Origin of the sequence: Flavobacterium galactosi (assembly GCF_048158585.1) — a bacterium.
Taxonomy (GTDB): Bacteria; Bacteroidota; Bacteroidia; order Flavobacteriales; family Flavobacteriaceae; genus Flavobacterium; species Flavobacterium galactosi.
This window is the reverse complement of the sequence record NZ_JBLNKV010000009.1, coordinates 1-11630: the sequence shown is the minus strand read 5'-3', so window position 1 is coordinate 11630 and position 11630 is coordinate 1. Positions and strand designations below refer to the sequence as shown.

Sequence of the window (11630 nt, the reverse complement as noted above, 5' to 3'; positions counted from 1 at the left end):
TCTAATTAGTATTATTTTAATAACTTTTCCAAAATCATTTGATAAGTAGATGTTGCCACACCATATTTTATACCTTCGTTTACCACATATTCCGTCAAAGAAGCTACTTCCGTTTTCCGATTTGCTAACAAATCCCTGTGCATCGATGAAGTGGCATCTTGAGGAGATTTTTCCAGTTTGACAATCGTTTGGGCAATAATGTCTTTTGGCAACGCTAATCCTTTTGCGAAAGCGACAGCAGTAATCTCATTTAGCAGTGAAATATAAATGGCTTTGTTAACTGGATTATTCAAAATAGTACCAATATTTTGATTCAAATAGGATGTAGCCGAAGCCAATGGGGAAATGAAAATGAACTTTTCCCAAACCGTTTCTTCGATACTTTCTGAAAGATAACTTTCTATTCCGGCATTTATTAATATGATTTGTAACGCATTCAATTTAGAAATTGAAGCTGTTTTTGAACCAAAAAAAAGCTTCTCAAAATGCCCTAATTTTCTAATAACTCCTGGTGATACAATCATCGAAACAATATAGGCACAGCCCTGCAAAACCATATTTTCTGGAAACAGCGTTTGTATCCGTTCCGTTGCATCAACACCATTATATAAAGGTAGAATTATTGTGTTTTGGACAATACAACTTTTCATAGATGCAAAACTGGATTCGATATCATAGGTTTTAGTCGCACAAATAAGGTAATCGAGTTGACCAATTTCTTCTGGATTAGTAGAAACTAAATTTGGAAAAACAATTACTTGATTAGTATCAGAAATAATTTTCAGTCCATTTTGGGCTATTGCTTTTTGGGTTTCACCACGAGCAATAAATATGATTTCTATTGCATCCGAATCAAAGTAAGCTTTAGCCAATAATCCTCCAAAATACCCACCTACGCCACCCAATCCTAAAATTCCTATTCTTATTTTCATAGTATAAATCAATTATATAGCACTATTTAAATAGTGAACTTCAAAGATAATTAGTCCAACTTGCCATAAATGAACAAAGGCTCAAAGAAAATGAGTGATTGACAAACAATCCTAAAGTGATAAAGTATAAAAATGAGAAAAAAAGATAATGTCTTTGCGCCTTTACAGCAAAAAAATAAAAAAATGCAGACCTATAAGCCGGATTCTGTCCCCGAAAAAAATCGGAGCCTTATCATTTATCTAGATCCCGAATTACTACGGGACTCAAGCTATCTACCCTTCAACAACGGACGAGAAGCCCTTAAATGCTGATATACTTGATATTTCACCGCATAGAGTTTACCTGGTTTCACTACAGCATTACCTGTACATACTTTCTGTTGCACTTGTCCTGAATTGATTACTCAACCCGACGGGCGTTACCCGTTATGCTTCCCTATGGTGTCCGGACTTTCCTCCCTTTTGATTGCTCAAAACGACGATAAGGCGGTCTGCGGTGCGAATTTACAACATTTAATTTCTGTTTTTTGATTTTAGATTATTTACTTTAACAACTCTTTGACAATGAATTCATAATAAAATAGTTACCTTTAATCATTAACCATAAATCTAGTATTATGTCAAATATATATCATTATGCCACTGTTTCTAAAGCCTTAGACGATTTGAGTGAAATGGGATTTACGTTTGATTTTAATCTTCATGTGGAAGATATTATCAAAAATCCACATCGCTATGAAATCGAACACATCTATCGATACGAAGGAGACAGCAACCCTGATGATGAAGCAACGGTTTATGGTATAAAATCCAGCTCAGGTAAAAAAGGGGTGTTTGTAGCTGGTTTTGCAGCAAATTCCGAGAATGATGCTGCCAGAGTTTTGAATGATATCAGCATTAAGGGAAGAAACAAATAAACAAAAACTTGGTTTATTTTGACTGCTTTTTAGTTTTATAAGTGGCTACCTGTACTTTATTTATGAAAAAACTTCACTATTTAATTTATAAATCCGATGTTACTTTCCGAAATAATAATAGAACGAATTAAAAAAGAAGGTCCATTATCTTTTCGGGATTTTATGGAGATGGCATTATATTATCCGGAATTGGGATATTATAATTCTACTCAAAACAAGATTGGGGCGGATGGTGACTTTTACACCAGTGCCAATCTTACTGCCGCTTTTGGAGCTATGATTGCGCGCCAAATAAAAGAAATGTGGCAAAACTTAGAAAAAAAGCCTTTTAAAATTGTTGAATATGGTGCAGGTACAGGTTTATTGTGTCATGATATTTTAGATTATCTCAAAAAGAATAACTCTTTATTATATGAGAATCTAAATTACTGCATTATCGAAAAAAGTGCCAGCATGCGGGAAATTCAAAAGAAACACTTGCATGAAAAAGTAAACTGGTATAACACCATTCAAGATATTCCTGAAATTAATGGCTGTATTTTATCCAATGAATTGATTGATAATTTCTCCGTTCATCAGGTAATTATGGAAGAGCAACTTAAAGAAGTGTTTGTGGATTACAAAGAGGGTTTTATTGAAATTTTAAAACCTGTCAAAAAAGAACTCACCGATTATTTAACTGCATTAAATGTACAATTGCCAGAAGGATTTCGTACCGAAATTAATTTGGAAGCCCAATCATGGATCAAAGAAATTTCTCAATCTTTACAAAAAGGGTATGTAATTACCATCGATTATGGTTCCTTATCGGCTGAGCTATACAACAATCGTAGAAGTTGCGGTACCCTCTTATGCTATTACAAACACCACAAAAACGACAATCCGTATCAATTTATCGGGCAACAAGACATAACAACACACATCAACTTTTCTGCAATAGCGCATTGGGGTTCGCAATTCGGCTTGGATTGTTGTGGGATTGTGGACCAAGCACAGTTTTTATTGGCGCTGGGCATCAAAGAATATCAAAATTTAACTTTGAATAATAACCCAACTGATTTGGCATCAGTCCTGCAGGAATCACTTATTAATTATAGATTACTGATCGATATGGGAATGAAATTCAAAGTATTGATCCAACAAAAAGGAGTACCTGAATATCCACTATCAGGTTTAAAACTTTCGAATTCTTCGAGAGCCCTTCTTAACTAATGATTCAATCAGATTTTGAAATATTGATATTTTCGAAATTACAATTTAATTAGGAGCTATTTCCAGCTGTCCGTTACAATCTTATTCGCCGAACCCCGGCTCATAAGGATTTCCACTGCTATCTGGGCTAGGGAATTCTGGAACTAAAGACCATTTTAAAAATTATAAAATCTTTCAAGCTGCAAATTTTTCCATCATTAAATTAAAACCTATATTTGCTTTCGAATAAAAATTCTATGGAACAATTTGTTGTATCGGCACGTAAATATCGTCCTCAAACATTTAAAGATGTTGTAGGACAAAAAGCCATTACCAATACTTTGTTGAATGCCATAGAAAGCAATCATCTCGCTTCTGCCCTTTTATTTACAGGACCTCGTGGAGTTGGTAAAACAACTTGCGCCCGTATTCTAGCTCGAAAAATTAATCAGCCAGGATACGATGATCCAAATGAGGATTTCGCTTTTAATGTTTTCGAATTAGATGCTGCTTCCAATAATTCTGTTGATGATATCAGGAATTTAATTGATCAAGTCCGTATTCCGCCACAAACGGGACAATACAAAGTATATATTATTGATGAGGTTCACATGTTGTCTTCGGCAGCTTTCAATGCTTTCTTAAAAACATTAGAAGAACCGCCAAAACATGCCATTTTTATATTGGCTACAACCGAAAAACATAAAATTATTCCAACGATACTTTCTCGTTGTCAAATATTTGATTTCAAAAGGATTACCGTAAAAGATGCCAAAGAACATCTTGCTGAAGTGGCCACCAGTCAAGGAGTTAATTTCGAAGATGATGCTTTGCATATCATAGCCCAAAAAGCTGATGGAGCGATGCGTGATGCTTTATCTATTTTTGACCGAGTAGTTTCTTTTTGTGGAAAAGATTTAACACGTCAGGCAGTTACGGAGAATTTGAATGTTTTGGATTACGAAACATACATCAATGTAACCGATTTGATTCTGGAAAATAAAATTCCAGATTTATTAATCGCTTTCAATGAAATCCTTGCCAAAGGATTTGATGCGCATCATTTTGTATCTGGATTAGCTTCCCATTTTAGAGATTTATTAGTTTCTAAAACACCTGCTACTTTATCTTTATTAGAAGTTGGGGAACAAGCACAACAAATGTATGGCGTGCAAGCGCAAAAATGCAGTCAAGATTTTCTTTTAAAAGGAATCGAAATTGCAAATGATTGTGATTTAAAATACAAACTGAGTCAAAATCAACGACTTCTTGTTGAACTTTGCCTGATGCAACTTGCCTCTATCACTTTTGATGGAGAAAAAAAAAAGTTGAGCAATTTATAATTCCTCCTACTTATTTTAGAAATAACGATTACTCAATTGTAGAAAGTTCAAAAGCTAAAGTCGAAAGTTTTGCAAACACTGCTATTGCAGCATCAGTCCAAGAAAAAGAACCGAAAGCTATAACTAATGCTCCTACAATTCCAGTTCCACCTCCTACGGTAAAAATTGACATTCCACAATCTAATGAACCAAAAGTTTCGGCTTTTTCATTGTCTAGTATTCGTGCCAAAAAAGCATTAGAAGAAAGTAACAAAGGAATAGTAAAAGAAGTAGCTCATTTGCCAACAGAATCTTTTACCGAAACCGAAATGTTATTGTATTGGAATAAATATGCACAACGTTTAGGAGATAAAGGGTATAAAATTATGGAATCGTTATTACTTATCAACGATCCTAAACTGAATGGAACAGCCATCACACTTGAATTACCAAATGAAGGTTCAAAATTAGATTTTGAAAAAGAATTGAATGGTCTTTTAGGGCATTTGAAAGGTCATTTACACAATCATGATATTACCATAACCGTTATTGTAAATGAAAGTGTTGAAAGTAAAAGAAACTTTAATGACCAAGACCGATACAACAGGCTTCTTGAAATAAATCCAAATATTGAACTCTTACGAACAACATTTGGATTAGATTTAGACGTATAATTTTATGCAATTAGAATTAGATTACTCTTCAGAATTGATAACTTTTTCAATTCTTTTATCAGGCACAAGCCAAATTATTGCTACTATAATATAAATTGAAGCAGCTAACATTTGATAAAAAAAGGAAAGTACTATTGCACTTAGGTATAAAAGGTTAGAAATACTTCCTTTAAGATTTTTCCCAAGCGCTTTTGCCAATATAGAATTTTCTCCTTCACTAGATATTATCACATTTTGAAGTATCCAGAAAGCTATTGCTGCAAAAAAAAGAATTACTCCATACAATGTAATAGTAGCTTTGGCAAAATTATGTTCCCCCATCCATCCTGTAGAAACTGGAATTAATGACAACCAAAATAACAAATGAAGATTTGCCCAAAGAATTTTACCATTTACTTTAGTAACACTTTGTAACATGTGATGATGATTATTCCAGTATATACCCACATAAACAAAACTCAATATGTAGCTTATGAATTTAGGGAAAAGCGATAGTAAATCGCTGAAATTTTCTCCTTCCGGAACTTTTATTTCCAGTATCATAATGGTAATTATGATAGCCAAAACACCATCGCTAAAAGCTTCAAGTCTGTTTTTATTCATTTTAAAACTTATATTTTACCATAATACATGGCTTTAACAATACCATCAGAAAGTCCAATTTTAGGCACATAAATATTTCTTGCTCCACTCCATTTCATTGCATTTAGATAAATTCTTGTCGCTGGGAGAATTACATCGGCACGATCTGGATTTAATCCTAATTCTGATATTCTTTGTTCGTAAGAAAGCGAATTCAAGAAAGCATATTGAGAATTCATATAAATGTAAGACAAAGGCTTTTCTTGCATTTTTCCTGACATCTTGAAGAGTTTATTGATATTTCCACCAGAACCTATCAAAGTAACTTCATCATATTCTTGAGTATTTATCTTTATCCATTTTTCAATTTCATCCCAAACCACATCGCAAACCATCTCATTTAACAACCGAACTGTTCCCGCTTTGAATGATCTGGAATTTATCATTTTACCATTGGAAAACAAGGTGAATTCAGTACTTCCACCACCAACATCAACAAAAAGATACGTTTGATCTGTTTTTAATAAATGATGCAAATCAGTAGAAGCAATTATGGCAGCTTCCTTTTTTCCATCAATGATTTCTATTTTGATATCCGCTTTTTTCTTAATCATTGCTACAACTTCCTTACCGTTATAGGCTTCTCGCATCGCTGAAGTTGCAAATGCCATATAACGTTCTACTTTATGCACTTTCATTAATAGATTGAATGCTTTCATGGCGTCACACATCCTTTCCATATTCTCTTGAGAAATTTCACCAACAGTAAAAGCATCTTGTCCCAAACGAATTGGTACACGTACAAGGGAACTTTTATTGAATTGGGGTTCTTTCCCATCTTGCTCAACAATATTTACAACCAATAAACGCATCGCATTTGAACCGATGTCTATTGCAGCATATTTTTTTAATTTAATCATTCGTAATTTATGATTTGAATTTAGTTTCTTATTTTATTCGAAGACAACAGCAAATATGAAACCACTTTTTAAACAATTTCTTCTAAAACGTCAATTTTATTTCGATAATATTTATACGTTTCTAATTGCGCTCTAAAAACTGGATTATGATTTCTTACTCTGTATTTATTATCTAATTTATAAGAATGATATCTCGCTTTTACATTTCCTTTCCAACCTAAATCGAAATTGTCTATGAGCTCATTTTTTATTTCCTGATCATAAATAGGACAAGTAACTTCTACTCGACCATCCAAATTTCTAGTCATAAAATCAGCTGAAGAAATGTAAACTTCCGTTTGTCCCGCATTACCAAAAATATAAATTCTGGAATGTTCCAGATAATTATCTACAATACTAATTGCTTCTATATTCTCGCTCATCCCAGGGATTCCAGGTATCAATGAACAAATACCTCTAATTTCGAGTTGTATTTTTACTCCAGCATTACTGGCTTCATATAATTTATCAATCATTTTAAAATCGGATAAACTATTCATTTTTAATTTTATATGCGTCTTCCTACCTGCAGAAGCATGTAAAATTTCTCTATCTATCAACTTGTAGAATCGGGTTCGGGTGTAATGCGGAGAAACAATAAGATGTTTGTATCGATGTACTCTATAATTAATATCGAAAAATTCGAAAATTTTTGTAATGTCTTTTAGAATTTGTTGGTGGCTGGTAAAAAGGGTCACATCAGTATACACTTTTGCGGTTGATTCATTAAAATTCCCCGTTGAAATAAAACCATATCGTTTTATTTTATCATTTTCGGTTCTTTCAATAACGCATATTTTACTGTGAACTTTCAGTCCTTTTATTCCAAAAATAAGTTCAATTCCTTCTGTTTTCATTTGCTCTGCATACGAAATATTAGAAGCTTCATCAAAACGAGCTTGTAACTCGATTTGAACAGTTACTTTTTTTCCATTTTTGGCCGCATTTATAAGAGAACTTATAATTTGAGAATTTTTTGCCAATCGGTATAACGTAATTTTAATTGAAGTTACTTTTGGATCAAGAGCCGCTTCCCTCAAAAATTTAGTGAGATAAGAAAAAGATTGATAAGGTGCATTTAACAGATAATCTTTAGTACTAATTTTTTCTAATATACTTCCTTCAAGACTTAATCCAGGAATCGGCAGCGGTTCATTAGTTTGGTACAGTAAATCAAATCTGCCAAGATTTGGAAAATTCATATAATCACGTCTGTTGTGATATCTACCTCCTGGAATAATACTGTCAGTAGTAACAATTTTCATCTTATCTAAGAAAAATTGGAGTGTGTCTTTTTCAATCAACTGGTCATAAATAAAACGAACAGGCTCCCCTATTCTTCGATCTTTTACACTTGTAGAAATTTTTTCTATCATACTTTTACTCAAATCACTATCAATGTCTAATTGTGCATCTCTAGTAATTTTAATCATATGCGCTGAAACACTTTGATAATCGAAAATATTAAAGATACTTTTCAAATTATGTCTTATCACATCATCGAGAAGAATTACATACTGTTTTTCAGTATTAGAAGGCAAAACAACAAATCGATTAATTGTTTTTGGAATTTCAATAACGGCATATCGAACTTCAGAGGTATGATTCATAACCAATTTCACGGCCAAATATCCTAAAGTATCTTTTAATAACGGGAATTCGGCTAAATCATTTAATATAATGGTTACTAATTCGGGACTTAATTTTTGAATAAAAAAGTCTTTTAAAAAATTCTCCTGCTCGCGGGAAATTTGACTTTCATTTATAATAAATATGTTTTCCGTTTCCAGCTTAGTTTCAATAATGTTTAAAATTCGTAGACTTTCAGATTGTTGCTGAATTACTATTTCGGTAATATCTTTCACTAATTGTTGTGCCGAAATACCACCAAGATATTTCTCTCCAGATATTCCTGAGAGGCTTAATCGTCTGATGGCTGCAAATCGAACCCTAAAAAATTCATCAAGATTGTTAGAGAAAATACCTAAAAAGCGTAATCTGTCTAATAACGGTACCGAATCATCTGCAGCTTCTTGAAGTACTCTTGCATTGAATGCTAACCAACTTTTTTCTCTATCAATATATTTATGTTCTAACACTTTTTTTATTTTAATTCTTTGGGAAATATTATTTTTTTTGTTTTGCCTTTTTTAATGGTATTCCAGTTGTCTGTGTCAAATTGTAAAGACACAAATCCAGCTGTAGGAACATTATTAATAAAAGCATCTCCAAATTTATTAACAAAATTTGTAATAGCCTCGTTATGTCCGAAAAGAATAACACTTTCTATACCATTATCACAAGATTTAATAACTTTCTCTAATTTATTTTCATCAAAAGTATAAAGCTCGTCTTTGAAATCAATAAATTCTATGGGATATGCTATATTTTGAGCAAAAATCAGTGCTGTTTCTAAAGCCCTTTCAGCTGTGCTGCTCCACAGCACATATGATTTAGGAATAAAATCACTTACATGAGAAGATACTAAATGAGCATCTTTCATTCCCTTATGGGTCAACGGTCGATCTTTATCATGTAGCGGCGCTTCCCAACTTGATTTTGCATGCCGTATTAATATTAAATTTTTCATACTTTCAAATTTTATTTATCAATGGCATTGCATTAATTTCTTTAAGATTACAAATTACAAAATATTTTTTAAATCTAATTTTTAATAAAAACATATTTTATAGATATAGTCTTAAGAAAAATCAGGATAAAAATTGTTAATTACTTTACAAAAACAATACTTTTCCTACTAAAAATTATTCAAAAATGCACTTAATCCGATAAATATGCATTTTATCGTCTTTTTTACTTGTTAATAAATAATAAAAAATATAAATTTGAAATGTTAATTTTTTTTTAAAAAAAACAAGGATAGAATAAAAATAAATTAAAATCATGTTAAAAAAAGCTAAAAAGCAGTGTTTTTTAATTTTTTTTTAACAAGAAATCTCGTTTCAACAGGTATTTAGGTTATTCACAGATAAAATTATAAATAGCAATTTTATGTAAGTAGTTTTACACGATATCAAACTTGTTCTAAAAAAAGATTTAAAAGTGTTAATAGTACACAATTAACTTATTTAAATAAACTTTCATGTTGTTTAATGTTTAAAAAACTGTTTATACAACATTTAGGGATTTAGAGAATCATTACAATTAAGGTCTCGTAAAAGTACTGAAAGGACTATTGAAAAATATTAAGATGAAAATAAAGTGTCCGAAACAAGGATGTCGCATTTTACATATGGTAAGAGAAACTGGAATAATTAAGACTTAATCAATTTAGCCTACAATTTATTTATATAGGGAAATCACAATATTAGCAATTTAAAAAAATGATATTCAAACAAATAGATGGTTATATAGCGGTACTAAAAAAACATATGTTATACACAAATCACAAAAAATCGTCCAATGAATGGGTTATGCATTTTATCCAAATCTTTAAAAATGAATTTTTAAACCCAAATGAAATCAAATGAAAAAAAAATTACTTTATAGTATAATAACTATCGCTTTGTTATCATTTCCAAATATAGGTTTTGGACAAGTACTTAACTTAGGAACACTTACCAATTTTTCTGCTTATTCCGGTACTGGAGCAGTTTCAAATACAGGTAATTCTACTTATCATGGTGATATAGGGACGAATGTAGGCGCTATCAGTGGTTTTGGACCTGCATCCACATTTGGTACATTTCACAATGCCGATGCTACAACCACACAAGCTAAAATTGATTTACTTCGGGTTTATATTCATCTTAGTGATCTTCCTCTAACAAATACCACGCATGCTGCGGCATTTGGAAGCGGAGAAACCATTACTGCCGGAGTTTACTTAATAGCAGGCGCAGGATCGTTGGCAGGAACCCTTACCTTAGATGGACAAGGAAATACGAATGCCGCGTTTGTTATTAAATTTGAAGGCGGATTTTCTTCAACAGCAGGTTCCAAAATCATTTTAGCTAATGGAGCCCGTGCGTGTAATGTATTTTGGATCGCTGAAGGTGCTATTTCCATTGGTTCATCATCAATTACCAAAGGAACACTTATAGCTCACCCTGGTGCCATAACAATTGGAGGCTCAGGAGATATAGAAGGAAGGATGCTTTCTACTGAAGGTGCCATTACTTTTGGACCTGGTAAGTCAACCATACCTGCCGGTCCTATTACTATTCCTATAGCTTGTGATAATACTTGTAATAATAATATTTTAGGAACTGCTGCCAATTTTGCTCTATTTACTAGTGTTGGGGCAGTAGCTAACGCAGCGACATCAGGAATAGTAGGTGATATAGGATCAAATGATGGAGATATTAGCGGTTTCGCAAGTTCTACTGTGGCTGGTTCATTTCATCATGTCGATGCTACAACTGCACAAGCTAAAATAGATTTACAAGCCGCTTATGTTCAGCTTTCAAACACGCCTGCAACAAATACTTCTCATACTCCTGCCTTTGGAAGCGGAGAAACTTTAACAGCAGGAGTTTATTCCATTGCTGGAGCTGGATCTTTAGCAGGAACCATTACTTTAAACGGTCAAGGAAATCCGGATGCTTTATTTATCTTTAAATTTCAAGGAGCCTTTACAACAGCAGCACAGTCTAAGGTTATTTTGACTAATGGCGTACGTCGTTGTAATGTATTTTGGGTAGCAGAAGGAGCTATTTCTATGGGTACATTTACGTTCATGAAAGGTACTCTTATTGCGCATAATGGTGCCAACACCATGGGAGCTAATGGAAATCTTGAAGGTCGAATGCTTTCTACTCAGGGTGCAATCGGTTTTAGTACAGGCGTAATTTATAATAATACGCTTTGCTTCGCCGATCCTATTCCAGTTATTGATGCTATTAATGATACCGCTTCTATAAATGGATACACAGGCGGAACATTTACCAATGTTTTGTCGAATGATATGCTCAACGGAGTGGCTGTAGTTTCTTCTAAAGTCAATACGACTTTTGTGTCTGCGACTAATTTAGGTATAACACTTTCTGGTACCGATGTAGTAGTTGCTTCAGGTATACCTGCAGGAACTTAC

At 32.9% G+C, this 11630-nt stretch carries 11 protein-coding genes and 1 other RNA gene; 5 read left to right on the top strand and 7 right to left on the bottom strand.

Annotated features, from left to right (window positions below; all coding sequences use genetic code 11):
* Positions 1 to 11: 11 nt before the first annotated feature.
* Positions 12 to 932 (bottom strand): ketopantoate reductase family protein, encoded by a 921-nt coding sequence (locus ACM55M_RS16245; protein ID WP_416858733.1) that lies wholly within the window; start codon positions 930 to 932, stop codon positions 12 to 14.
* Positions 933 to 1110: 178 nt separating this feature from the next.
* An RNA gene (rnpB, locus tag ACM55M_RS16240) (RNase P RNA component class A) lies at positions 1111 to 1430 on the bottom strand.
* Positions 1431 to 1549: 119 nt separating this feature from the next.
* On the opposite strand from rnpB, the gene ACM55M_RS16235 reads away from it, so the two are divergent.
* From ACM55M_RS16235 to dnaX, 3 genes are all read left to right on the top strand, one after another.
* Positions 1550 to 1849 (top strand): hypothetical protein, encoded by a 300-nt coding sequence (locus tag ACM55M_RS16235; RefSeq protein ID WP_416858732.1) that lies wholly within the window; start codon positions 1550 to 1552, stop codon positions 1847 to 1849.
* A 96-nt stretch (positions 1850 to 1945) separates the two neighbouring features.
* On the top strand, positions 1946 to 3061 hold the full coding sequence (locus ACM55M_RS16230) for a class I SAM-dependent methyltransferase (protein ID WP_416858731.1): 1116 nt from the start codon (positions 1946 to 1948) through the stop codon (positions 3059 to 3061).
* A gap of 236 nt (positions 3062 to 3297) precedes the next feature.
* A complete protein-coding gene (gene dnaX / locus ACM55M_RS16225; protein WP_416836735.1) occupies positions 3298 to 4383 on the top strand; it encodes a DNA polymerase III subunit gamma/tau in 1086 nt (361 codons plus the stop codon).
* Positions 4384 to 4411: 28 nt separating this feature from the next.
* Here dnaX and ACM55M_RS16220 read toward each other — a convergent pair whose 3' ends face one another.
* Positions 4412 to 4612, bottom strand: a complete 201-nt coding sequence (locus ACM55M_RS16220) for a hypothetical protein (RefSeq protein WP_416858730.1) — start codon at positions 4610 to 4612, stop codon at positions 4412 to 4414.
* On the opposite strand from ACM55M_RS16220, the gene ACM55M_RS16215 reads away from it, so the two are divergent.
* Positions 4593 to 5036: a DNA polymerase III subunit gamma/tau gene (locus ACM55M_RS16215; protein WP_416858729.1), complete on the top strand. Its 444-nt coding sequence runs from the start codon at positions 4593 to 4595 to the stop codon at positions 5034 to 5036. The genes ACM55M_RS16220 and ACM55M_RS16215 overlap by 20 nt on opposite strands.
* A gap of 21 nt (positions 5037 to 5057) precedes the next feature.
* Here ACM55M_RS16215 and ACM55M_RS16210 read toward each other — a convergent pair whose 3' ends face one another.
* From ACM55M_RS16210 to ACM55M_RS16195, 4 genes are all read right to left on the bottom strand, one after another.
* The gene (locus ACM55M_RS16210; RefSeq protein ID WP_416858728.1) at positions 5058 to 5639 is read right to left on the bottom strand and encodes a TMEM175 family protein; all 582 of its coding nucleotides are present in this window, start codon (positions 5637 to 5639) and stop codon (positions 5058 to 5060) included.
* An 8-nt stretch (positions 5640 to 5647) separates the two neighbouring features.
* Positions 5648 to 6538, bottom strand: a complete 891-nt coding sequence (locus tag ACM55M_RS16205; RefSeq protein ID WP_416858727.1) for a Ppx/GppA phosphatase family protein — start codon at positions 6536 to 6538, stop codon at positions 5648 to 5650.
* A 68-nt stretch (positions 6539 to 6606) separates the two neighbouring features.
* Positions 6607 to 8676: a polyphosphate kinase 1 gene (gene ppk1 / locus ACM55M_RS16200; RefSeq protein ID WP_416858726.1), complete on the bottom strand. Its 2070-nt coding sequence runs from the start codon at positions 8674 to 8676 to the stop codon at positions 6607 to 6609.
* Between the two features lie 5 nt (positions 8677 to 8681).
* Positions 8682 to 9167 carry a SixA phosphatase family protein gene (locus ACM55M_RS16195; RefSeq protein WP_416858725.1) on the bottom strand — a complete coding sequence of 162 codons (486 nt, stop codon included), beginning with the start codon at positions 9165 to 9167 and terminating at the stop codon, positions 8682 to 8684.
* 897 nt (positions 9168 to 10064) lie between these two features.
* Here ACM55M_RS16195 and ACM55M_RS16190 point away from each other — a divergent pair.
* The coding region (locus tag ACM55M_RS16190; RefSeq protein WP_416858724.1) for an ice-binding family protein at positions 10065 to 11630 on the top strand (1566 nt) is incomplete at its 3' end.